Annotated in this window: 22 protein-coding genes; 12 read left to right on the forward strand and 10 right to left on the reverse strand. The window is 49.4% G+C overall.

Going from position 1 to position 23,780, the window contains the following annotated elements:
* From GA520_RS02860 to GA520_RS02870, 3 genes are read left to right on the forward strand one after another with little or no spacing between them, the layout of a single operon-like run.
* The gene (locus GA520_RS02860) at positions 1 to 255 is read left to right on the forward strand and encodes a hypothetical protein (protein WP_163338190.1); all 255 of its coding nucleotides are present in this window, start codon (positions 1 to 3) and stop codon (positions 253 to 255) included.
* Between the two features lie 39 nt (positions 256 to 294).
* Positions 295 to 543 carry a hypothetical protein gene (locus tag GA520_RS02865; RefSeq protein WP_163338189.1) on the forward strand — a complete coding sequence of 83 codons (249 nt, stop codon included), beginning with the start codon at positions 295 to 297 and terminating at the stop codon, positions 541 to 543.
* Between the two features lie 25 nt (positions 544 to 568).
* A complete protein-coding gene (locus GA520_RS02870) occupies positions 569 to 1,321 on the forward strand; it encodes a phosphatase (protein ID WP_163338188.1) in 753 nt (250 codons plus the stop codon).
* 91 nt (positions 1,322 to 1,412) lie between these two features.
* Here the strand turns inward: GA520_RS02870 and GA520_RS02875 are convergent, their stop codons facing one another.
* Positions 1,413 to 3,650 (reverse strand): PAS domain-containing sensor histidine kinase, encoded by a 2,238-nt coding sequence (locus tag GA520_RS02875; RefSeq protein WP_163338187.1) that lies wholly within the window; start codon positions 3,648 to 3,650, stop codon positions 1,413 to 1,415.
* A 905-nt stretch (positions 3,651 to 4,555) separates the two neighbouring features.
* Between GA520_RS02875 and GA520_RS02880 the strand changes: the two genes are divergently transcribed.
* From GA520_RS02880 to GA520_RS02890, 3 genes are all read left to right on the forward strand, one after another.
* Positions 4,556 to 5,524, forward strand: coding sequence for a hypothetical protein (locus GA520_RS02880; RefSeq protein WP_163338186.1), 969 nt, complete (start codon positions 4,556 to 4,558; stop codon positions 5,522 to 5,524).
* A gap of 285 nt (positions 5,525 to 5,809) precedes the next feature.
* Complete coding sequence (locus tag GA520_RS02885; RefSeq protein ID WP_163338185.1) at positions 5,810 to 6,052, forward strand: hypothetical protein; 243 nt, start codon at positions 5,810 to 5,812, stop codon at positions 6,050 to 6,052.
* Entirely contained in the window at positions 6,021 to 6,899 is an 879-nt protein-coding gene (locus GA520_RS02890; RefSeq protein ID WP_163338184.1) for a metallophosphoesterase, read from the forward strand. The genes GA520_RS02885 and GA520_RS02890 overlap by 32 nt, the downstream gene beginning before the upstream one ends.
* A gap of 45 nt (positions 6,900 to 6,944) precedes the next feature.
* Here GA520_RS02890 and GA520_RS02895 read toward each other — a convergent pair whose 3' ends face one another.
* Complete coding sequence (locus tag GA520_RS02895) at positions 6,945 to 8,024, reverse strand: saccharopine dehydrogenase family protein (RefSeq protein ID WP_163338183.1); 1,080 nt, start codon at positions 8,022 to 8,024, stop codon at positions 6,945 to 6,947.
* A gap of 139 nt (positions 8,025 to 8,163) precedes the next feature.
* Between GA520_RS02895 and GA520_RS02900 the strand changes: the two genes are divergently transcribed.
* The gene (locus GA520_RS02900) at positions 8,164 to 9,330 is read left to right on the forward strand and encodes an acyl-CoA dehydrogenase family protein (RefSeq protein WP_163338182.1); all 1,167 of its coding nucleotides are present in this window, start codon (positions 8,164 to 8,166) and stop codon (positions 9,328 to 9,330) included.
* Between the two features lie 193 nt (positions 9,331 to 9,523).
* On the opposite strand, the gene nrfA is transcribed toward GA520_RS02900, so the two are convergent.
* Together nrfA and GA520_RS02910 are read right to left on the reverse strand one after the other, a co-directional pair.
* On the reverse strand, positions 9,524 to 11,005 hold the full coding sequence (gene nrfA, locus GA520_RS02905) for an ammonia-forming cytochrome c nitrite reductase (RefSeq protein WP_163338181.1): 1,482 nt from the start codon (positions 11,003 to 11,005) through the stop codon (positions 9,524 to 9,526).
* A 273-nt stretch (positions 11,006 to 11,278) separates the two neighbouring features.
* Positions 11,279 to 12,811 (reverse strand): aldehyde dehydrogenase family protein, encoded by a 1,533-nt coding sequence (locus tag GA520_RS02910; RefSeq protein WP_163338180.1) that lies wholly within the window; start codon positions 12,809 to 12,811, stop codon positions 11,279 to 11,281.
* A gap of 244 nt (positions 12,812 to 13,055) precedes the next feature.
* Here GA520_RS02910 and GA520_RS02915 point away from each other — a divergent pair, with 244 nt between their 5' ends.
* From GA520_RS02915 to GA520_RS02925, 3 genes are all read left to right on the forward strand, one after another.
* Positions 13,056 to 14,054 carry a TAXI family TRAP transporter solute-binding subunit gene (locus GA520_RS02915; protein WP_163338179.1) on the forward strand — a complete coding sequence of 333 codons (999 nt, stop codon included), beginning with the start codon at positions 13,056 to 13,058 and terminating at the stop codon, positions 14,052 to 14,054.
* Between the two features lie 99 nt (positions 14,055 to 14,153).
* Positions 14,154 to 16,187 (forward strand): TRAP transporter permease, encoded by a 2,034-nt coding sequence (locus tag GA520_RS02920; protein ID WP_163338178.1) that lies wholly within the window; start codon positions 14,154 to 14,156, stop codon positions 16,185 to 16,187.
* Positions 16,184 to 16,921, forward strand: coding sequence for a prephenate dehydrogenase/arogenate dehydrogenase family protein (locus GA520_RS02925; RefSeq protein WP_163338177.1), 738 nt, complete (start codon positions 16,184 to 16,186; stop codon positions 16,919 to 16,921). Before GA520_RS02920 ends, GA520_RS02925 begins: the two co-directional genes overlap by 4 nt.
* A 211-nt stretch (positions 16,922 to 17,132) precedes the next feature.
* Here the strand turns inward: GA520_RS02925 and GA520_RS02930 are convergent, their stop codons facing one another.
* Positions 17,133 to 17,750 carry a LysE family translocator gene (locus GA520_RS02930; RefSeq protein WP_163338176.1) on the reverse strand — a complete coding sequence of 206 codons (618 nt, stop codon included), beginning with the start codon at positions 17,748 to 17,750 and terminating at the stop codon, positions 17,133 to 17,135.
* A gap of 329 nt (positions 17,751 to 18,079) precedes the next feature.
* On the opposite strand from GA520_RS02930, the gene GA520_RS02935 reads away from it, so the two are divergent.
* Positions 18,080 to 18,709: a LysE family translocator gene (locus GA520_RS02935; RefSeq protein ID WP_163338175.1), complete on the forward strand. Its 630-nt coding sequence runs from the start codon at positions 18,080 to 18,082 to the stop codon at positions 18,707 to 18,709.
* Between the two features lie 40 nt (positions 18,710 to 18,749).
* Entirely contained in the window at positions 18,750 to 19,724 is a 975-nt protein-coding gene (locus tag GA520_RS02940; protein WP_163338174.1) for a glycoside hydrolase family 3 N-terminal domain-containing protein, read from the forward strand.
* A gap of 64 nt (positions 19,725 to 19,788) precedes the next feature.
* On the opposite strand, the gene GA520_RS02945 is transcribed toward GA520_RS02940, so the two are convergent.
* From GA520_RS02945 to GA520_RS02965, 5 genes are all read right to left on the reverse strand, one after another.
* A complete protein-coding gene (locus tag GA520_RS02945) occupies positions 19,789 to 21,057 on the reverse strand; it encodes an MATE family efflux transporter (RefSeq protein ID WP_205749269.1) in 1,269 nt (422 codons plus the stop codon).
* A 228-nt stretch (positions 21,058 to 21,285) separates the two neighbouring features.
* Positions 21,286 to 21,582, reverse strand: coding sequence for an AzlD family protein (locus GA520_RS02950; protein ID WP_163338172.1), 297 nt, complete (start codon positions 21,580 to 21,582; stop codon positions 21,286 to 21,288).
* Complete coding sequence (locus tag GA520_RS02955; protein WP_163338171.1) at positions 21,579 to 22,298, reverse strand: AzlC family ABC transporter permease; 720 nt, start codon at positions 22,296 to 22,298, stop codon at positions 21,579 to 21,581. The genes GA520_RS02950 and GA520_RS02955 overlap by 4 nt, the downstream gene beginning before the upstream one ends.
* 49 nt (positions 22,299 to 22,347) lie before the next feature.
* Entirely contained in the window at positions 22,348 to 23,127 is a 780-nt protein-coding gene (locus GA520_RS02960) for an alpha/beta hydrolase (RefSeq protein WP_163338170.1), read from the reverse strand.
* 11 nt (positions 23,128 to 23,138) lie between these two features.
* Entirely contained in the window at positions 23,139 to 23,780 is a 642-nt protein-coding gene (locus tag GA520_RS02965; protein WP_163338169.1) for a DNA-3-methyladenine glycosylase, read from the reverse strand.

Below are 23,780 nucleotides of genomic sequence, written 5' to 3' on the forward strand. Positions count from 1 at the left end.
ATGGACGATATGAGATGGATGACCATACATTTCAATGATGGCTCCGAGATGCGTTTCGACTTCATCATCCAGGATCTGGACCTGGTTTCATTAGGTAAGGCAATAGAGAAGGCTGTGGAGAGTAATAAACTGGTGCTGGAAGTTGAAGGGGTTATGTATCTTTTCCCCTATGAGAACATCAAATACGTCCGGGTGTCTCCAAGCCCGGAGATGCTTCCCGAGATAGCCGTGAAGGGTGTCCGGCTTGCCGACTAACCGCCTGGTGTCAAATTGTTGTGATGCCTTATTCGTACAATGATTATAACGATAGATACTACGACGCGAATCGATACCGATACTGATTTTGGCCCTGCAGAAAGACATGTCCTGCAGAAACTGTTTGGCTGGAAGTCCATGGTCGATTCAGTAGCAGGGTTTCAGGAAAAGACGGCGCTGGCCCTTCGAGACGGATGGAATAATAGTGGGCCGGTTGCCCGCAGCCCGAAGCTTGATCTTGTTATCAGGAAGCTGGAAGAAGAAGTCCGCAGCAGGTTGAAAACGTAAAATACAGCCGAAGGGAATTGAATGTATGGAAATTGAGGTCGATAGTCATACCCACACAGTCGCCAGCGGTCATGCCTATTCCACATTGGCGGAAAATGTACAGGTAGCTGCTGAGCGCGGGCTTAAGCTATTGGCAATAACCGATCACGGGCCGGCAATGCCAGGCGCGCCGTTTATCTGGTTCTTTATGAACATGAAGATACTGCCTCGTATTATGAACGGGGTAGGGCTCTTGCGTGGGGTGGAAGCCAATATCACCAGTTGGGAAGGCGATCTTGATATTGATGAAGATCTTTACCAGGTGATGGATATCGTCCTGGTTAGCTTGCATGAACCGGTAGTTACGCCAACAGACATCACCACCCATACCGATAGTGTTGTAAAAGCTATGGCTTCAGGCAGGATGGATGTTTTTGCCCATGGCGGTAACCCAGCATTTCCCATCAATGCCGACCAGGTGGCAAAGGCGGCCGTAGAGTATAATGTGCTGATTGAGATTAATAATTCCTCTTTTACAACTTCACGTCAGGGGAGTGAAAAAAATTGTGCTGCCCTGGCTGAGGCGGTGGCGCTTCATGGGGGGTATCTGACATTCGGCAGTGATGCTCACCTGGCTGATAAAGTTGGCGGGTTTGATGATTGTCGTGCATTTATCGAGACGATAGGTTTCCCTCGGGAACGAATAATGAGTTGTAATGGGAAAGGATTTATCGATTTTCTCAAATCAAGGCGAAACAACGCCGACCTGACCGGGTTTGATCCGCTTTTTGCAGGCTGAAGTGTTATGACCCAATACCTGGGCATTACTTTTTCTTGTTGTGAGGGTGGAGGTTCTGCTGCCAGCAGCTCTAATTGGCGAGAAAAAGTCTTTACGTTGAGAAGACGGACCTGATTTTACGGGTCAGCGCGGTGGTTGAAAATGGTTTTTGGATAAATTGGGTGCCACTATTCAGGATGCCGTGGTGGTCAATGATGTCACTTGTATATCCGGACATGTAAAGTACCTTGAGATCCGGGGTCATTTTTTGGAGTCTCTCATAGAGTTCCTTCCCGTTCATGCCAGGCATAATCACATCGGTGAGTAGCATGTCTATACTCTCCTTGTTGGCCGAGTATATTTCACAGGCCTTTTCTCCTTCATGGGCTGCAAAAATAGTATAACCGTGATGTTCCAACATGGCGCTGGTGAGGTCGCGCACCTGCTTGTCATCTTCTACTAGCAGGATCGTTTCAGTACCGGCAAGGTCTGTTTCGGCAGTCAGGGGCAGTCCCCCGGACTTCTGGTCAGTTTCCGATACAGGGAAAAATACCTTGAAGGTCGTTCCTTGGTCTGGCTCGCTATAGACTGTGATGTGGCCGTTGTGTTGTTTAACGATTCCATAAACCGTGGCAAGTCCCAGCCCTGTGCCGCTCTGCCCTTTGGTGGTGAAGAAGGGTTCGAAGATGTGTTCATGGGTTTCCTGATCCATGCCGCTACCTGTATCGCTTACAGCCAGCTGGATATATCGACCAGGCTTAAGGTCGAGATGGCCTTCGGTGTAGTTGCTGTCAAGCGTTGTGGTTGATGTTTCAATAACAATTTTACCGCCGTTGATCATGGCGTCGGAAGCATTGACCACAAGATTCATCAGGACCTGTTCGGTCTGGCCCACATCCGCCTTAATCAGCGGAAGATTCTCCTGTTTGTTGAGGATGATCTCGATGTCTTCCCGTATTGTCCTGCAGAGGAGTTTATACAGTCCGTCGATGACGTCGTTAAGCTGCAGTAGTTTATATTCGAGCGTCTGTTTTCGGCTAAAGGCAAGGAGCTGTCCTACCAGGTTTCTCGCCTTGATCCCTGCTCCAAGTATCTGGTCCAGGCTATCCTGGTACTTATCCTGGCCGATAGCACCTATCTTGAGGAGTTCGCCATAACCCAGGATCGGGGAAAGAAGGTTGTTGAGGTCATGGGCGATACCACCTGCCAACCTGCCGATGGAGTCCATCTTTTGCGATTGGACCAGCTGCTGCTCGATGTCCTTTTGTTCCGTGATATCCCGCAGAAAATTAAGGGTTGCAGGTTTGCCCTCCCATTCAACGACAACGACGCTGATTTGCACCCAGAATACTGAACTGTCTTTTCGCATTACACGAAAGGTATAGACTGGCGGTACTTGCTCACCGGCCAGTCGTTTCCGGTGGTAATCTGCAACCTGGCTTCTGTCATCCGGGTAGATCAGGTCGACCATTGGGAGGAGCGAAAGCTCCTCCGCGGTATACCCGGTTATCTGTTCCGCAATGGGATTGCAGAATTTCATCATCCCGTCTTGGGCGATATAAACTGCATCGTTTGCATTTTCGATAAGATTCCGGTACGCCTTCTCACTTTTCAGTAATGCCTGGCGGGCATGTTCTTGCTCGCTAATGCCCTGTTTGAGACGATCCAGTAAGGCATTGAAGGTGTGAACCAGATTCTGCAGCTCGTCCTGCTTTTCAGTCCGGTCCAGTTGCAGCCGGTCGTCGATATTGGGGAAGGTTATGCGTTCCGTGAACTCGGACAGCCTAGTGAGGTGGCGTGCAACCACCCTTTGAAAAGTGAGCATGACCAGAATCGTCAGAAGGCCAAGGGCAAGCATCATGGTGATGAGACGAACGGACAGCCAGTCTTTCATGCTGGCTTTAACCTCAGCGTAGTCGAGGTAAACGATCAGTTTCCCTAGTTTGTATACCCTGCCGGAAGGGTGAGTATAGGACAGATTGTATTCGTGTCTTTCCTTTTTATCAGTGGCTTTTGTGGCTTTAGTATACTGTTGTGGGCCATTGTTGTCGGTCAGTACTTCGCACCGGATAATTCCTTCGAGTTTCAGGATGCCGTTTAACAGGAGTTCCAGCTGTAACTGGTCCAGCTTATATAAGCTGGATTGAATAGGAGGCAGGTAACTTTCTTCGATAAATCTCAGATTATCCTGAATTTTTTCATGACCGGCTTTATTGCCGAAATAAAACTCAAGTGCCGTGGTAAAGGAAAATACGACAAGGCCACACAGCAGGATGAGGATGGTAAAAGTCCTGGCGAGGGTTTCCCTGGAACCGAAAATTGAGGTGAATATCGGTTTCATGAAGATCATGGCTTTAGTTCCAGGCTGAAGGTCATGGCATTGATTTTTTTATCTTCGGCTTCTATCCCATTGGAGTTTTGTCGGGTTTCATGCTGAATACAATGGTGGCAGGTCGAGGTATATGGAGCCGTTGTTTTCTGTTCAGGTAGGAGGAGGTTTGTATGATACCCATGACACCCGTTTTTATATCCATGCTTGTCACAGACTTTATCAAGAGAAGGCTGTAGGCTGATTTTCAATCCCGATACCATCGTAATGCTATAATGCAATCCTCTTCTTAGTGGTTCCTCTGTTGGTTGGCAAATCTATTGTATCATAAATAATCGTATAGGTTCGAATGATTTAGGGGAAATGTGAATTTTTCTGATGATTCCGTTGTCCCAGGGCGGTTCCGGTCTGGGTGGTGCTGTTGCAGCCTGAAATATCTTGCATTTTAGATTAATACCAAATATATAGTCGATCAATCTCATCGAATGGTGATTGCCGCCGTTCACCACCCTCAACCGAAATGGAGGTCTAAATGTTTTGTTGTAATACCCCTAATCGAATAAGCCTCCGTACCCTCGGGTAGTACTTATCTCCCGACCCCTCGGGTCTTATTCTCTTTTTTTACCCCAACTGCCTGTTACTTGTCAGGACTATGCTTTTTTGTGGTGCTGACCTGCGGCATTATTTTTTGACCAGTTCAGGGCCGGAAGCATACCTTAATTGGGAACAACAAGGTGATACATAATGAAATTCCTAACAGGAAAAACACGCTTTGTCGAAGTCGTACTATGGATTCTTTTGCCGATAACCGGTTCAAACTGAAAACTGTCTGATATCAGGAGAACACATGCAACGTAACGCACATTTTAAATTCAAAATTTGTCACAAGATTGAACGATACGGAAATAATCTGGAGAAAAACTGTTATGGAACAGCAAGATATAGAAGAGATAGTGGAGTGTTTACCAAAGAGCCGGACTAAGTTTTACTACTTCAGGGACCGGTACGCCTTAATGCTGCTTTCCTATTTTATCGGCAGCGGCATGAACATTCATGATATCCGAAAAAGTAAATTCAAAAAGCTACTTGAAAAACCGGCGGTAAAGGAATTATTGCAGAAAACCGGGCGAAAGAGCATAACACCGGGTGACTTGAGCTCATTCTGGCCCAGTGAGTATCACTGCTATCTGGTGACCCTCGGTGCCTGGGGAGGCAAGGGCGGCGGGACACGATTTTATAAACAGACCTCCCGTCCGGGATGGAATCTTGTGTTACAGTTAAATTTTTCAGCTCAACACAATGCATCCTATACAAACCTTATTAAACCGCAGCATACGCAGCCTTTTGAGAGTAGTTGTCACCCCATATCGAAAAAGGAGGGGGAATATACTCTTGCCTGGGCTCGTATCGACCTGGACCTGGAGGCCGATGAGGCACTCATAGAAGAAATCCAGACCGATTGGATACGATTGGCGCTCAGGAGCAGGCGCTATGTCTCCCGACACGGTGATCCCGCCAAAATGGACAAACGACGGGTTCCAAGGTATATCAGGGGGCTCGGCTGTGATGAGCGGGCCTTAAACAAATATATCGACAACGAGTTGAAGCCTCATATGGCTATATGGGAGGAAGCTGTTCTGATGTCGTCCATCTGGTTTCTGAAGGAGGAGATAGGAATTAGCACTATTTACTATCACACATTTGATTTTGGCTGCGAGCTGAAGAGGATAGACGGGGAGCATCGGCCACCTCGCTCACTGTACACCAAGCTGCCGAAACGGTTTTGCTTTGAGAGGACCAGCCGGTCGCCTGACTTTCTGAAGAGAAAGAGCAACCGGAGATCGACAGGGTTGATCACGAAAGGCGAGGACCATTTTTATGCCCTCACCGTGTAATGACGATAATATTTGGGATGGCAGGAGCTGGTAGAAAACCGGTTCCTGCCGGTATTAATTGAGGTAGCTGTTACTAATTTTTTTCAACAGTTCCTGATTTTGCCCGAAACGTGGTATCGTGAATCTTTCACGGAGGCTCGTCCACTACATATGGCGAGGAATAGGTGGTTTGAATGTATAACCATACCTTGTTTTTAAGAGTATTTGCGATAATTTTCGGACCACTCGGAGTGCCGGTTGCTTTTCTTTTCGGGTTTGGGAAAAAGTCGAAAAAAAAGAGCCCAAGTGCACAGTGATTATCTGAGGGCTGGAGAGATAATTGAATTTGTCGTCAGCCAGGATCTGAATTTTGGGGATGCGCTCTTTGTGCAGGCACAGATTGCCATGCGGGAAAAGAATACAACAAAAGCGAGGCAGGTTATACAGCATCTTGCAAATGTGACAAGTAAACAAAGTGTTCATTATCAATGGGCCCTGGGGTGTCTGAGGGGGATGAATGCGGAACATGTCTCTGATTGCAGGTCATAATGGTGCGGATATGAACAGAAGGCATTTTCTCCGAAGTTCCTTTGCCGTTGGCGCCTGTTTGTTGACGTCTTATCCGGTACTGATAGAACGAAATCTACTCCGGATTAATCAGTACCGAATACCTGTTACGAACCTGCCTGTGTCATTTCATGATTTTAAAATTGTCCAGATAACTGATCTGCACTATGGCCCCTTGGTATCTCTCGATTTTGTTGCTGAAGTAGTGCAAAAAGCAAACAACCTGGCAGGTGACATCATCGTGTGTACGGGGGATTATGTTCACGGGAATAAAGAAGTTGACCACGTCGATGCCGTTTGGCCGCTCTTGGGAGAGCTGGCTGCGCCCTATGGGGTTTGGTCGGTATTGGGCAATCATGATCATTGGGCTGATCTGGGCCGATCCAACTACTGGTTACAAAAGACGGGACAGGATCTACGTCATAAATGCAGGAAAATCGAGAAGGGTGACGATGCAATCTGGCTGGGTGGGGCAGGGGATTATCTTGAGGACCGCCTGGGTGTGGACGAGCTGTTTTACAATGTACCCGATGATGGCTGTAGGATTTTGTTGTCCCATAATCCTGATTCTGCCGATGAGCCTTTCAGGACATCGGTGGACCTGATAATCAGTGGGCATACCCATGGTGGTCAGGTTGTTTTTCCTATTATCGGGGCTCCTGTTCTGCCAGTAAGAAACAAGAAATATGCAAGCGGTTTCGTCCAGACGGAAAAGTGCGGCCTCTTTATCAGCAAAGGGATCGGCTGGTCAATTCTGCCGGTGAGAGTAAACTGTTTTCCGGAAATTGCTGTGTTGCGCCTTGTCCGCCGGGGTTCTGCTCCCACCTGATGGGATAAATAATCCAATCTCGGAAGATCTATTTCAAGGTCGCCTTCAGCTGCCAGACCCCGTATTGTAGAACCTACCGTTGGCTGTTGCCAGAAAATCTTTGAGGGGAATATCCTCCTGTCGGATAAATCCTCTCGCAGGTAATGTCCCGCTTGCCGCCAGTTCAACAATACTGCAGATAGAACAAGCCGTTGTCCAAGCGATTGTACGTCTGGTGGCTCCCGCAATTTCAATGGGGCGGTACGAGCGAACAAACTCCTCCCGGGAGAGGTGGTTGTTGATGAGCCCCTCGACAGATGCATGAATATAGACAACATCGTCGGAAACGGGTGGTTTGGCGTGGACCAGGATCTGACCAGCCTTTTTACGGTCCTCCCGCATCCGCAGTTCGTGCAGGAAGAAATTCATGAGTTTGGCATGGCCGGGATAGCGGATAGATTTGTAGTCGAGATTCTCTACGATACCATCATAGGTATCGCACATGGTCCCCAGGCCCCCAGAGGTGGTGAAGGCCTCAAGCTGGACACCGTCAATAACGATGGTTTCGAGCCATTCGAGAGGTGATACCATTTTACGAATACCATCTTCAATTACCTCGCAGTCGTTGAGGTATTCGTTGACAACCCCTTCGGGAGACCAGTTAAAGGCATAACCGAGCAGGCCCGTGGGGTGTATGGGAAGTGCACCGACCCGGAGCCGGATATTTCGTATCTTTTCAAATTGTCCAGCAAGTGCAGCACCGATAATGCCAATGAATCCAGGCGCTAAACCGCACTGCGGGGCCATGATGATGTCATGAGACCGGCTCAGTTCCATGATCTCATTTGTGGTTCTCACATCTTCAGTCAGGTCAAAGTAGTGGGTGGAGTTTTCAGCGGCAAGCTGTGCAATGCGAGCGTTCAGGTGGTAGGGAAGGCAGGATACAACGGCGTGATGGGTATCGAGGAGTTGCTGTAAATGTTCCGTATCCTCTATGTCCAGTTGCTTGAATATATAGGGGAGATCGAGTTCCGGTGACAGGTCTGCGCCGGTGACGGTGAATCCTGTCTCGTGGAGGAGCAGGGCGACCAGGTGGCCCACCTTGCCGAGACCGAGAACGAGTATCGAATCAATATGTCTGTTCATCCGGAACCTCTCTGTTGGTAAATTTTTTTTTGATGGTGAACGTCAGGTTTGTGCTCTTTACAATATTGATTGTATAATAAATTTATGAAAATCACGAGCATCACAAATCGAAGAGGATGTTCATTAACAGGAGACCGCAATGGAACTGACGGATTATATGAATTTCCAGGATATGCTGGATGATGAAGAAAAACTGGTTCGCCAGACGGCGCGCACTTTTGTGGATGAAAAGGTGATGCCGATAATTGATGAGCATGCCCAACAGGAGAAATTCCCAGCCCATCTGGTCCCGGAGATGGGTGAACTCGGTTTTTTCGGACCGACCCTGCCAGAGGAATATGGTTGTGCCGGTTTATCCAATGTGGCGTATGGTTTGTTGATGTATGAGCTGGAGCGGGGGGACAGCGCACTCAGGAGCCTTGCCTCGGTCCAGGGGTCGCTTGTAATGTATCCTATTTTTGCCTATGGCAGTGAGGAGCAGAAGCAGCATTGGTTGCCCCGGATGGCTGCTGGTGAGGCAATCGGATGTTTCGGGCTTACCGAGCCTGACGTTGGCTCGAATCCAAGCGGGATGAGAACCAGGGCTGTACGACAGGACGACGGAAGGTGGCTTTTGAACGGGGCCAAAATGTGGATAACAAATGGTTCTATTGCCGATGTCGCTTTGGTCTGGGCAATGACAGAAAACGGGGTGCGCGGTTTTCTGGTGGAAAAGAACACTCCCGGTTTTTCAGCTCCGAGGATGAAAGGAAAATGGAGCCTGCGGGCATCTGTTACCTCGGAATTGGTCTTTGACAATGTGTTATTGGATGAAAAGAATGCAATGCTTCCAGGTGTGACCGGCATCAAGGGGCCTCTTAGTTGCCTCACCCAGGCTCGCTACGGAATCGCCTGGGGCGCGCTCGGAGCGGCCGACAACTGTTATCAGACCGCGTTGGAGTATGCAAAAACACGAATCCAGTTCGATAAACCGATTGGGGGCTTTCAGTTGCAGCAGAAAAAACTGGCTGAGATGGTAACAGAACTTACCAAGGGCCAGTTACTGGCGCTCCAACTCGGCCGGCTGAAAGACCAGGGGAAATATACTCCGGCCCAGGTCTCCATGGCCAAGATGAATAACGTTCAAATAGCACTCGACATTTGCCGAACCGCCCGCACCATGCTCGGTGCCAATGGTATTATGGGAGAATACCCGATCATGCGTCATGCCAATAACCTCGAATCAGTTTACACCTACGAGGGCACACATGATATACATACATTGATTATCGGCCAGGAAGTCACTGGGTTGGCAGCCTACAAGTAACCTGTGGATAACGACCATGTCCCTCACCCCAAAAAAATCATGATCAAGCTGCATTATCTTGATATGTATAATTATATTAATTAGATAGGCGTCATTGGTTGGGGCTGTAAAGGTTTGGGCAAAAAGAAACCTCCCTGCATCAAGAAAATGATACAGGGAGGTTCAGCTTACCAGAAGTACAAAATCTGGTTATTTACTGGTTGTATGATGTTTTATCGCTCATACCCTTTCGTGTTTCCTCAGACAGGATTCCTTTTTCTATCGCCTGCTTTTCCCACTCCTTCAGGAGAGTCGCCCTGAATTTCTCTTTTTCATCCACCAGCTTCTTGAAGTCCAGACCTGCCAGGGACTGCGCCATCTCTTTAGTGGAGAAATCGGGAGCGATATAGTCGACTGCACCATATTTCGCCAGAATCTGGACCAGCTTTAAGCGGGCATTCTGGGCAGTTTCGTTGGCTACTGCAAGGAGACGTAAGGTTTCTTCCGGTGCATGGAAAAATGATCCGTGGCTGGCTATGGAGTAATCCCACTTCCACTGGCCATGACGAATGTCCGTCAGGATATCTTTCATCTCAGCCTCATTCGCCCCGAGCTCCCAGGCCTTACCTGCTTCAAGATGTGCTTTCGCCAGATTATCCATGGCAATTGTCATCAGCTGCTCTTTTCGCTCCAGTTTCTCCTCAACGACAGCTTTAAGCTCATCTGCCTCCTGTTCATGACAATTCAGACAGATTGACTCAATATCACCCATGGGACTTGCCAGGTGGTGGTCAGAGAAGCTCTCACCCCCCTCAGAACGGGTCGGCATATGACAATCTACACATGTCACGCCGCTCTTAGCATGGATGCCGCTTTTGAAAATTTCGTATCCGGGATGCTGTGCCTTGAGCATAGGGGCCTTACTGATTTTATGGGTCCAGTCCTTGAACTCAATATCATCATAATACTTTTCCATATCTTCAGCGGTAAGACCGTTATCCCATGGAAAGGTTACGACCTTGGCGGTCTTTTTGTTGCCTTCCTTGTCCGTCCACTCTTCTGCCTTGAAATAGTATTCTGAATGGCACTGGGCACAGGCGAGAGTGCGCATGTCTTCGCTGTCTACTTTTTTGGGGTCCATGCCGATGGCTTCAAGCCCTCGTTCAAGGTATGGCCGTGATATTGCAAGTTTGCCAGTCTGACTGTTATGGCAATCGGCACAGCCAATAGGGTTCACTATCTCATTACCGTATTTTGCCCATTTACCAGTGAAGTATTCAAGCTCTCCCTGCTCATCCATGATACGTGGTACATCCGGTGACTTGCATGTCCAGCAGGCAGTTGGCATCGGTCCGGTATTCGGGCCTACCGGTGCACCCGTTCGCAGCGTATTAATGTTGCTCTGTAATGCGTAAAAGTGACCTCTCGGTGCATTGTAATCCTTGGCAAACCCGTAACCCGCCCAGAGGATGGGAAGTTGGGGCTTCTTCTTGAGCATATCTGTAATTTCATCATTTTCAGCGGTGGCCTTCCACGATTTGTAATGTAATGGGTATTTTTCAGCCCATTTTTCGTTTCGGCTCTCAACACCTTTATCTGACACTCCCCCCTCACCACTGATGCTGATTCCGGCACTACCAAGTACAATAAATGCACTGACCAGTACCATCGATCCAATCACCTTCACATTTTTCATTAACACCCTCCTGAGTTCCTGAATTATCCTGCTGCTAATACTCCCCAATCACACATGGAATATGGTGATATCAGATATCCCACCAGCGATTTGCATCACCATGATGCACCTGCTTATACCTCAGAATAGAAAACAACTTTTCAAAACCAACCAGAAGGATTACTGATTTGCTGTATGTTTCTGGCTGTTTGCTTCTTCTATCATAATTGATTGATACTGATTCTCAAAGAGATAATGCTGTCACAGTGTGGCACCCTCATCCGCTGGATGCGGTTATATATCAAACTTAATCCCCTGGGCCAGGGGCAGCTCCTTGCCATAGTTGATCGTATTGGTCTGACGCCGCATATATCCTTTCCAGGCATCGGAGCCGGATTCCCTGCCTCCACCCGTTTCCTTTTCCCCGCCAAAAGCCCCGCCAATTTCAGCACCGGATGTACCAATATTAACATTGGCTATACCGCAGTCGGAACCGGCAGCAGACAGGAATGTTTCAGCTTCCTGCAGGCTGTCGGTAAAGATAGAGGATGAAAGTCCCTGAGCGACATCATTTTGCAGGGCGATACCGTTTTCGACACTGCCTTTATATTTGATCAGATAAAGAATGGGTGCAAAGGTTTCTTCCTGCACGATAGGCATGCTGTTTTCTGCTTCAGCCAGGACGGGCTGGACATAGCATCCGGATTGATAGCCGTCTCCTTCAAGGAGTCTCCCCCCAAAGAGGATATGTCCACCCTGGCCCTGCAGAGTTTCCAGGGCCTTGAGGTATGAGGTAACGGCCCGGCGGTCAATAAGCGGTCCCATGTGGTTTATTTCATCCAGGGGGTTACCTATCTTGATGGTTTCATAGGCCTTAACCAATGCTGCCTTGACCGTATCATAGATCGATTCATGGATAATGAGTCGTCTGGTCGTCGTGCATCTTTGTCCAGCCGTACCTACAGCCGAGAACACAATGGCAGGGACGGCCAGTTTGAGATTTGCCGCGGCTGTAAGGATTATGGCGTTGTTGCCGCCCAACTCCAGAATGCACCGGCCGAAACGTTTGGCGATAATTCCGGCTGCGTGACGGCCGACGCCTGTTGATCCTGTAACCGATACGAGGGGGATACTGGTGTCGGCCAGCATTCTTTCACCGATCTGTGAACCTGATCCTATCAGCAGGTTGAACAATCCTTCAGGCAGGTTATTGGCACGGACTACCTCGGCCAGAATGTTCTGCACCCCGATAGCGGTGAGCGGTGTTTTCGAGGAGGGTTTCCAGATAATCGTATTGCCGCAGACGCAAGCCAGCATAGCGTTCCAGGACCAGACGGCCACCGGGAAGTTGAAGGCGCTTATTACCGCAGTAACACCCAGGGGGTGGTATTGGTCGTAAAGGCGATGATCAACTCGTTCAGAGGCCATGGTAAAGCCGTAAAGTTGCCTCGACTGGCCCACGGCGAAGTCGCAAACATCTATCATCTCCTGTACTTCCCCGAGCCCTTCCTGGAGAGATTTTCCCATTTCCAGACTAACCAGGGTGCCGAGCGCTTTCTTTTTCGCCCGCAAGGCATTGCCAATCTGCCTGACTATTTCACCCCGTTTGGGGGCCGGTACTGTTCTCCAGTATATAAATGTTTCTGAGGCCTTCGCTATAACGCTTTCATAATCTTCGATGCAGGCGGGGCGGACCGAGGCAATAGCCCTGCCATCGACAGGAGAAATACTTTCTGATAGCGGCAGTTTGGAGTGCTCCTGACATTCGGCTCCTGTCGATGAACCGCTGTTTACCTGTTGTAAGTTGAGTGTTTCGAGGATTTTCATATCGTCACCTGAGGTAGAGTTCTTTATGTGGGGTAATTTTATCATGAGTGGTTGGGGAATACAAAAAACAGGCTGCCGGAAAAGAACAGAAAAAAAATTTTAGCGCACAAAAAAGTAGAATAAAGTATGTTTATTCCTCTTCTTTCCAAAGAATATTAAACAGTAAATAACCTGGGTAAAGATATGTTAGGTAAAATTGAAATTCTTCTTTATCTGCCAACAAAGTGAAACCGGAGGAAAATAGATGCAAAAGTTATTACCGTTTCTTCTCACCATGGCAATGATCTGTGGTTTTAGTGTGGCGTCGGCGCAGGACATGACCTTTTTCAGGATAGGTACCGGTGGGACCGGTGGTACGTACTACCCGATCGGTGGCCTTGTTGCCCATTGTATCTCTAATCCTCCGGGATCCAGGCCATGCGAGGAAGGAGGGAGTTGCGGCGTTCCCGGCCTGGTAGCTATTGCCCAGTCGGCAAACGGGTCTGTTGCCAACATAAACTCCATAAAGTCCGGTGTTCTTGAGGCTGGTTTTTCCCAGTCTGATGTTGCCTACTGGGCCTATACCGGAACCGGGATCTTTGAGAAGAAGGGACCAGTAAAAAATTTACGTGCTTTGGCAAACCTCTATCCCGAAACAATTCATCTGGTTGCCCGAAAAGGGGCAGGAATTAAATCTGTCAAGGATCTGAAAGGCAAGCGTGTTTCCCTTGATGAACCGGGCTCAGGTACCCTGGTGGACGCACGGCTTATTCTTGAGGCGTACGGTCTGACCGAGAAAGACGTAAAGGCCGATTATATCAAACCGAATCCGGCGATTGAAAAAATTAAGGACAACCAGATGGATGCCTTTTTCATCGTAGCCGGTTACCCCACAGGAGCCGTTGTCGAGCTCGCTTCGAGTGTTGGTGCTGAGCTGGTCCCCATTAATGGGCCGGAGGCGGACGCGATGATTGAAAAGTACGGTTTTTTTGCAAAGGACCTGATTCCTGCAGATACCTATGAAGGAATCGGTGAGACTGAATCGCTCTCCGTAGGTGCCCAGCTGGTGGTTTCTGCTGATGTGGATGCAGAACTTGTTTACGGGATCACGAAGGCGTTGTGGAACGAGAAATCCCGTAAGCTACTTGATAAGGGACACGCCAAGGGAAAGGTGATTACCAAGGAAACCGCCCTTGATGGTGTTGGGATCCCACTGCATCCGGGTGCTGAAAAGTTTTATAAGGAAGCAGGGCTGTTAAAGTAGTCTGACGTATAAGATATATAATTATATGTACAAAAGGGTGAGGCGTATGCCTCACCCTTCTTTTGTTCATGGGATATAACAAACAGGATTGCAGGACCAATGCTTACGATAGACCAGGAAAAGGCACAACAGCTCGAAGAAGAATATGATCCGGAAATGCATATGCGGCCCATGGCCGGTTTTGCCTCCCTGATTGTCGGTATACTCCTAGCCACCTTGTCCTGCTTTCATTATTACACGGCCGGGTTTGGGTTGTTGCGGGAAGCAACACATCGCGGGCTTCATCTGGCTTTTGTGCTGGGGCTCATTTTTCTGGTGTTTGGTTTCAGGAAAAAGGAGGCGGCAAGCTGGATGCCTGCCATCGGCAAAATTCCTGTTTATGACTGGTTGCTTGCCCTTATGGCGGCAGTTACCTGTTTTTATGTCCCTTATGTTTTTGAAGATCTTGCTTTCCGGGTGGGTGATCCACTGTCGATCGATGTGGTTTTTGGCACCTTGATGATCGTCCTGACCCTGGAGGCGACCCGCAGGTCCATGGGAATTGCCCTCCCGCTTATTGCTGCGGGATTTATTATTTATGCCCTCTACGGCAAGTATGCACCAGGTGTGCTGGTGCACCCCGGGGCGGAATGGAAGGGGCTGGTCAACCATCTTTACCTGACCAGCCAGGGGATTTACGGTATTGCTGTTGGTGTTGTGGCGACCTATGTGTTTCATTTTGTGTTGTTTGGGGTATTGGCGAATAGGATTGGTGCAGGACAGCTGTTTATTGATCTTGCGTCCTGTATTGCCGGGCGGTATACAGGTGGCCCGGCCAAGGTAAGTGTTTTTTCATCGGCCCTGTTCGGAATGATTTCCGGGTCCTCAATTGCCAACACTGTGACTACAGGGGCACTCACTATTCCGGCAATGAAGCGGATCGGGTATCGTCCCCACTTCGCGGCGGCAGTTGAGGCAACGTCCTCCACGGGAGGGCAGATTACCCCGCCGATTATGGGGGCTGCGGCCTTTATCATGATCGAGTTCCTGGAGATGCCGTACCGGACTATTCTGCTTGCAGCCACGGTACCCGCCCTGATGCATTACCTGGGGATTTTTACCATGGTGCATCTGGAGGCCAAGCGGCTCGGCCTGAGAGGTTTACGCCCTGATGAAATGCCGAAATTTGTCAAGGTTCTAAAGGAAGGTTGGCCGGCCCTGCTGCCGCTTGTCATATTGATTGCCATTATCGCCTCGGGCAGGACTCCGTATAACGCTGCCTTCTGGGGTATTACTACCTGCATCATCGTCGGCTTTTTGAATCCTCGTAACCGTTTGACCTTCAAAGACCTCTATGGATGTTTCAGGCTTGGTGCCCAATATGCTTTGGCGGTAGGTGCTTCAGCGGCAACCGTCGGCATCATTGTGGGCGTGGTAAGTCTGACGGGCATGGGGTTCAAGGTTTCGTTTATGGTAACCAGCTCTGCTCAACAGCTGGCAGGTTTTTTACTGCCTTTTATACCTTTTGGCTTTACCGATTTGTCGGGGCTCACCCTGTTTCTTACCCTTATCTTTACTGCCATCGCCTGTATTTTACTGGGTGCCGGTATTCCCACAACCGCAACTTATATCGTTTTGGTAGCTATTGCCGCACCAGCTCTCGGGCTGCTTGGCGTTGCTCCCATCGTTGCTCATTTCTTTGTTTTTTACTACGGGGTGCTTGCTGATATCACGCCACCGGTTGCCCTTGCTGCCTATGCCGGGGCGGGGATCGCCGGGGCAAACCCTTTTAAGGCGGGCAATACCGCCTTCCGGCTGGCATCCGCCAAGGCACTGGTTCCTTTTGTTTTTGTCTATTCCCCGGCGATGCTGATCGTAACAGAAGAGTTTACCTGGCAGGCGTTTCTTGTGACTGTGGTGGGCTGTAGTGTTGGTATCGTTTTTATCGGTGCGGCATTGACAGGATTTTTCATATCGCATATGACAACAGCCGAAAGGTTGGCAACTTTTATTGCGGCGATATTATTTGTTGCGCCGGGGTTGAAAAGTGCTGCGATAGGTTTGCTTTTGCTCCTGCCTGTATTGCTTGTTCAGGTTGCCAGATACCGGGTGGGAAAGAAACGACAGCTCGCGGATAATGAACAGTACACATGAATGAAAAGACAGTTTCTGTATACGGTTACGGACGGTTTGGCAAACTCTGGGCAGATATTCTTGCAGAAGACTACAGGGTCAAGGTCTACTCACAAAGAGGTTTGGCATCGGGTGATGTGCCTTCCGGGATAGAGGTCTGTGATGAGCAGGGTATTTTTGACTGTGATGCGCTCTTTTTCTGTGTGGCAATCTCCTCGTTTGGTGAAGTCCTCGGACGAGTTAGAAAATATTGCCAAAAGGATACTGTTTTTTTCGACACCTGCTCGGTAAAGGTCTATCCGGCCCAATGGATGCAGGAACAGCTGCCGGAAGGGAGCCTGATAATTGCCACACACCCCATGTTCGGTCCCGATTCCTACAATCTGCAAGGAGATCTCGTCATGGTGATGTGCAACATCTCCACCAGTGACCCGGTCTTCAACGAGTGGGCCCTTTATTTCGCCTCGAAAAAATTGCGGATAGAGATCATGACGCCGGAGATGCACGATGAAAAAGCCGCCTATTCACAGGGAATCACACACTATATGGGTAGATTGTTCGACGATTTGCAATTGCAGCCAACCTCTATGGATACTTACGGGTACCTGTCACTGTTGCAAGTAACCAAACAGACCTGTAACGATAGTTGGCAGCTTTTCCTCGATCTGCAGAAATATAATCCCTACGCAAGACAGATGCGGGATGATCTGAAAAAGTCTATTGAGAAGATAGATTTGGCTCTGGATAAATCCTGACTTGGTATTGCATCCTTCTTGCCCATACTTTGCCTGCCTGAATCTCCTCAACCGGGACATACCGGAATTTTAGAAATTTGAGCTGTTTGTTGGGGGCCGATTATTCAATCGTATAACAGTCAGCCCCTTATTTCATCCGTAAAAAATAACCGGTGGTTTTCTAAGCAGAGATCGTATTTAACTTTGAAGCTATAGACAGCTCAAGGTGTTCTCACCGGTCTGTCAGTGCAAGTTTGAACCCCAATGCTGCAAAGGTGAGGGCGAAGGTGCGCTGTAGTCCGGTTACGATGCGCGGTGAATTCACCACATAACTCCTGACTCCGTTTGCCGATATACCGTATAGAATGAAAATGACCAGTGTCATGAGCATGAACAGGACGCTCAGTATGATCATTTGCAGGGTCGGGGATGCAGCCTCGGGGGAGACGAAGAGCGGCAGAAAGGCGAGAAAGAAGATCGAGAGTTTCGGGTTGAGGATGTTGATGAGGAATCCCCTTTTTATAATTCGCCACAATCCGGCGCTGGATTCGTAGGAGTTAAAGGCAAGTGAACCTGTTTCCCGCCACATCATCCAGGCCAGATAGAGCAGGTAGGCTGCACCCGCGAATTTAATAAGCTGAAAGGCGAGGGCGCTCATATGCAGAATGGCGGAGAGACCGAAGATACTTGCCGTCAGGTGGGGAATGATCCCCGCCGTGCAACCGATGGCAGCACCAATGCTTGCCCGCCAGCCAAGGAATAAACCATTAGAAACTGTGTAAATCACGCCGGTTCCCGGGATCAGTACAACTACCAGTGATGTCAGCAGAAATTCTGCACTTATATGCATCGCTCTCTCCTTCTTGTTGTAACGAATTGTAATATAGCGTCAAATGAAAGTGTGTTGTCGTGTAGCGCGAGTGTTTAAGCTTGCAGATATTGTATTCATCTCAATAAGCAAAGGTACTATGCGAGCCACCTCATGGAAAGGAGAAATATCCTGATGACAGTGACGGGAGCTGGAAGGCTTGTTGCCTATGTGGCATCAATAGCCTGGAGTGCCAGCCGGACAAAATGTACTGTGGTTTTTATAGATTTTTTGCTGAAAACGAAAATGTCCTGTAAAGTATTCATGGGACATTCTTTCGGCAAATTTCAGAATGAATATCAGGTGGCAATATGACATGTCAATCGTGGCTGATTTATATGGTGCTGGTGCTTGTGGCAACCGCAACCCCCGGACCTGCTGTGTTTTATGTTATGACGACCTCCGTCTTCCATGGCTGGAAAAAGGCGCTTTATGCGGCGGCAGGTAATATTACAGGTTTACTGTGCCTTGGAGTGCTGGCGGTCACGGGATTGGGAGCGATAATACAGACGTCACAAACCGCTTTTACCGTAATAAAATATGTTGGTGCTGCCTATCTTGTCTATCTCGGTATTCGTTTGTTCCGGACTAAAAGTACCCATGAACCTGAGGAATACAACAAAGGATGTACCGCCAGTTTCTCGGCAGTGCGAACCTTCATCCACGCCTATGGTGTTGCCATGAGCAACCCGAAGGCGATTATCTTTCTTACGGCCCTGTTTCCACAATTTATTGATACGGCCAGTCCTGTTGTCCCGCAGTTTTCGATCCTGATAAGTACCCTGATGGTGATGTCCTTCCTCTTCCTCATGACTTATGCGGCCTTAACGCATAATGCCAGGAATCTGTTGACCAATCCGGGCAGGATGGAGTATTTCAACCGGGCCACCGGCTCAGTGTTTATTGGTTTTGGTCTGTTGTTGGCCACTTCCCAGCATTAACGCGCCTGAACTCTCGAAGCATTATTTAAAAGAACACTCAATGAACTCCTCAAGACATGAAAACGCACATGCTGTCCTGTTTCCTGCCTTTGCTTCAACTTCATTAAGTGACTCGGTAAAACGGTTTTTGGGAAATGGAGGTTGCTCAATTCTGCTTGGTGAAACCCGGGAAGAATATCTCGCAAGAAAGATGAGTCCCGAGCGGATAATGACAGAAACTCCTGAAACTTTATTGTCGGTTACGGAAGAAGCAAAGAGGAGTGCCAACAAGATATTGGTGGCTATAGACCAGGAAATCGGTGGTATCTGTCGATTACACGATCTGGTTCCAGCTTTTCCCCCTGCTGATGAAATTTCCAACATGGATCATCATGAATGTGAGCGGTTGAGCAGGGACATTGCCGTTGGCGCACATAAGATGGGTATAAATTGTTTTCTGGCACCGATTCTTGATATTGTAACCGGGGATAATCCCTGGCTTGCCGGAAGAACGTGGTCAAAAGATCCTGGGCAGATTGCTGCGTTGTCAGCTATCTATATAAAAACTCTTCAGGCGAACGGTATTGCCGCTGCGGCCAAACATTTTCCGGGATATTCGGCTATCGCCAAGGATCCTGCTGTTGCAGAAGAGGCTATTAATGTTGAGCCGAGTGAGTCGTTTGAGCAGAGCTTTATCCCTTTTATCGATGCCATTAAAACCGGTGTGGAAATCGTTATGACGGGGCCTGCGGTCGTATCCGCACTTGATCCGGATAATGCGGCATCCGTGTCGGCTCCTGTAATTTCGATATTACGCAATCAACTACATTTCTCCGGACTCGTCATGAGTGACGATCTTGATGCTAAAGGGATTCTTCGGGGGCGACCGATAACCGAAATTGCAGTGGATGCATTACAGGCTGGCTGTGACTTGCTGCTTATCGCAGACATCGACGACCAGATCGACCGGCTGGCTGCCGCTCTGGTTGTGGCCGTCGAAAATGGGGAACTGGCTGAAAACCGCCTTGATATATAGAATAAATATGATGATCACTAGAGGGTTTTCGTCAGCGCATCCAAAGAAGCGGGATACTGACGGGTCAGGAAGCGCTGTCGGTTAGGTCGGCAAGGGGTGGGCGCCCGATTCCAGGCCAGATGCGCAATGCCCCGAAGATGGCGCGGATAAGAACCCAGCAGCCGGTAATCCACCAGATGGCCGTCAGACTACCGGCCCCTGACAGGTCCATGATGCCGATAGCGGTTGCACAGCAGAGTGTTGCCAGTATCACCACGTTTCGCAAAAAGGCGAAGTCACCTGTTCCCCAGTGAATTCCGTCAGTGACAAAGGCCAGGGCCGCTACAGGCTGGAAAATGGCGGCAATAATCCAGGCAGGTGTAAAGAGTTCCAGACTTGACACCGGTACAAGCACAGTAGCTATGGTATCATGCCCTATGAGCATTGCTGCCATCAGTACGCAGCCGATGATGACTCCCCAGCTGCACATCCATTTGGCGGCTTGCCGCGCTGCTCCTTGGTGGGTGGCACCAAAAAAGTAACCGACTACACTCTGTGCCGTCACAGCAGCGGCATCGAGGAACAGGCTGGTAAAGACCCAAACCTGTCGAATCGCCTGGTGAGCAGCTCCGGATTCGGTGCCAAGCCTGGTGGCAAGCCGGGTAGCAAGAAGCAGGAAAAGGATCAGTGAACCGGTTCTCAGAAACATGTCCCTGGCAATATGCTGGAGTTTGCTGATATCTGACGCTTTAATAGCAATGGTAAAGCCCATTTCTTTCTGCACTTTCAGTAGACACCACAGGGCACCTATCCACTGGCTGATGGTTGTGGCCAATGCTCCACCAGCAATGCCCAGGGCGGGGAAAGGGCCAATGCCGAATATCAGCAGCCAGTCGAGCACAATATTGAGCATGTTGACGACAACAGCGACCTGGAGGGGGGATCGCATGTCAGCCAGCCCATAGAGAATACCGAAACAGGTCATGGTAAGGAGAACTGCAGGCGCTCCAAAGGCCCGAATCCTGATGTACGTCAGCGCATAGCCATGAACACTTCCATCAGCTCCCATAAGAGACGCAATGGTTGAACCGAAAGTCAGGGCAAGAAGAGACATGACGAGGCCAATGACGGCAGCCAGCAAGAGAGCGAGGCTGGCGAATCGTCTGCCGGCCACCATATCATTTCGACCGGTGGCCTGTGAAACCTCTGTCTGGCTGCCGACGCTCAGAAAGTTAAAGAGCCATAAACCGCTGGTGAGAACCACTGTGCCGACACCTAGGGCGGCCAGATGTTCTGCCCCGAGCCGGGCAATAAACGCTGTATCCACCAATCCGGTTAATGGTTCCGCAATCATGGAGAACAGCACCGGAATCCAGATACTGAAAAAGGATTGAAACGGCCTGCTTAGGAAATTCTTGAGTTTGGCTGATGACATGAAAGAGTAGGGGCGATTAAGGTCATTGTAAATCGGTCCGAATCCTATTCGGTGAGCGACACTATGGCAGGTTTGGTCGGATGTGGAAAGTAAAATATGTCTGTCTGACAGGAATAGAAAGCGCCTGTTCCTGAAGAGAGATTCGGGTTAAATGCGACTGAGGGCTACAATAGTGACCCCGACGATCATCGACAGGAACACGTTACCGGTTCGCAGGCTGCAGAGGGCGGTGCAGGCTGTGGCAACCCAGCCCCAGAATCCTGCAGCCATGGCGGTGGGGACAATCAAGGAGAGCAGGATGGTGCCCGGCAAGGCATCCATAAATTTACGGAACCGACCGGTTTTAGGCAAACGACCGGCCAGCAGTAGTCCGCCGAGGCGAAGACTGTAGGTAACAACAGCAGCAGCTGCGATCACGATATAGACGGTATATGCATCATTCATTTCCCGTTTCCTTTGTGAAATAAATTATCCGGCAGCAGGGCGGTGACCAGTGCTCCTCCAAGTCCTCCTGCGAGGATGTACCATTTGCCGGGGATCAGCTTTTCGGTAATGATTGCCAGTAAGGCGCTCACGACCCAGGGGAGGATATCCCGTCTTCCTTTCCAGAAGCTGAAAACAAGCGCAGTAAAAACCGCGACAAAGGCAAAATCCAGGCCGTACTTTTCCGGCTGGGAAATTGCTTCTCCCATCAGGTGGCCGGTCATGGTTCCGGCGCACCAGGCTGCCTGTACACAGATCCCCCCGCCTAACAGAAACCAGGTCGAGATCTCTTCCTTATGGTAACGGGACATGGTTATGGCCCAGTTTTCATCCGCCACCAGGTGGATGAAAACACATTTATGCAGGAAAGAGGTGCCTGCAAATAAAGGGTTCAGCGAGGCACCGATTAGTAAATAGCGCATATTGATAACCAGCACAGCCAGGGTGATCTCAAGCATGGGCAAGGGGGGGAGCCACATGTCGACCATGACAAACTGGGCTGAGCCTGCAAAGACACTGAGGTTCATAAAGAGAAGCTCAAACCAGCTCAGCCCCTTTTTCGCGGCCAGAAGACCAAGCACACTGCCGTAGGCTGCGACGCTAGCCGCGACAACCAGGTTAGCGGTGAAGCCGGAGCCCAGTTGTTGAAGATTGTTATGTGTATTGATATTGTCCATCTCAGGAGAGTACTCCTGATGGTTCAGGAGTTCTTGAACGATATTGCTGTTATTGGGAAAAAGTCTGCAAAAAGGTGCGTATTACCTGGCTGTAGTCGGGGGAGAGGTCGATGGAGTTGTGACCTGTACCTTTAATTATCTCAACTTTTGTTGTTTCTGGAGAGAGCGCGGCAGCCAACCTGTCACTGTTCTGGCGTGGAATAACTTCATCGTGCTCAGCTATGAGCAGGAGAGTGGGGACACCTATCTGCCTGGCCTTATCCAGAGAGTCGAATTTGTCTTTCAGCAGCAGAGTGACCGGGAAAAACGGATAATAATGGTGAGCGACACGGGCCATGGAGTCATAGGGGGTGGCCAGAATAATTCTGTTTGCAGGACGTTGGGCCGCAAGCTGGATGGCAATGCCGGAACCAAGACTTCTGCCAAACAGGGTAATGTCCCCAAAATCCTTATCTATCAGATCGTAGAGAAAGAGGGCGTCTGTAACCAGTGCCTGTTCCGAGGGGTGTCCCGAGCTGTTACCATACCCTCTGTAGCAGGGCAGGTATATTGTATGCTCTGGAAACAGTGCTGCGAAGGATGCTGTTGATAGGGAGACATCCTCGGCATTTCCCCCGAAGTAGATGACCGCCCTGTCACTGTTTCTCTCAATCTTGAATACCTCCAGGGTGTGTCCGTCATGGATAACTGTAAAAGAGGGGGGAGCCGGCAACCTGGCCGGAGGTGTTGGATAATAGAGGATAGAACGCTGCATGATAAATAAATAGCAGCACATCAGCGCATACAGCATGGCTCCGAAGAGAATTATCCAGCCAATACTTTTCACCATGTTTTCCAATGTTACTTCTGTTTGTCGGACAGATAGTTATGCCACAATAAACGTGCAGCAACAGACCGGTAGGGTTGCCATTCTGTTGCAATCTCTTTCATGTCCTCATTGTTCGGTCTTTCTGTGAGTTCGTTTAAGGTGGCGTAAGAGGCTGCCAGGGCAATGTCGCCGGTAGGCCAGACATCTGGCCGGCCCATGGCCATCAGCAGATAGATGTTAGCCGTCCAGACGCCGATCCCCTTCACTGCAGTCAGTTTTTGCCGCACCTCTTCATCAGTATGTTCCGGTAATGTTGTGAGATCCAGCGAACTGCTTATGATCGCTTCAGATAATGCTCTCCCATATTGTGTTTTCTGACGGCTAAAGCCTATTGTTTTCAGTTTCTGATCGGAGAAACGCACGAACCGTTCTGGCAGCAGTTCGCCTGATGCGGCAACAAGTTTGTCAAAGGCTGCCCTGGCGGATGCCAGTGAGACCTGTTGTTCAAGAATTATCCGGATAAGTGTCGGAAACCCTTCTTCTCTTTTCCAAAGAGGGGGGGGGCCGTAATCGGTAACTACCCGCTTGAATAGTGGTGCCGCATCCACAAGTTCAACCACCGCGCGTTGCAGCTCTTGATCATTGGACAGGCAGGGGATGGTTGGATTCATCAT

This window comes from Desulfopila sp. IMCC35008, from assembly GCF_010646885.2.
GTDB lineage: Bacteria > Desulfobacterota > Desulfobulbia > Desulfobulbales > Desulfocapsaceae > Desulfopila.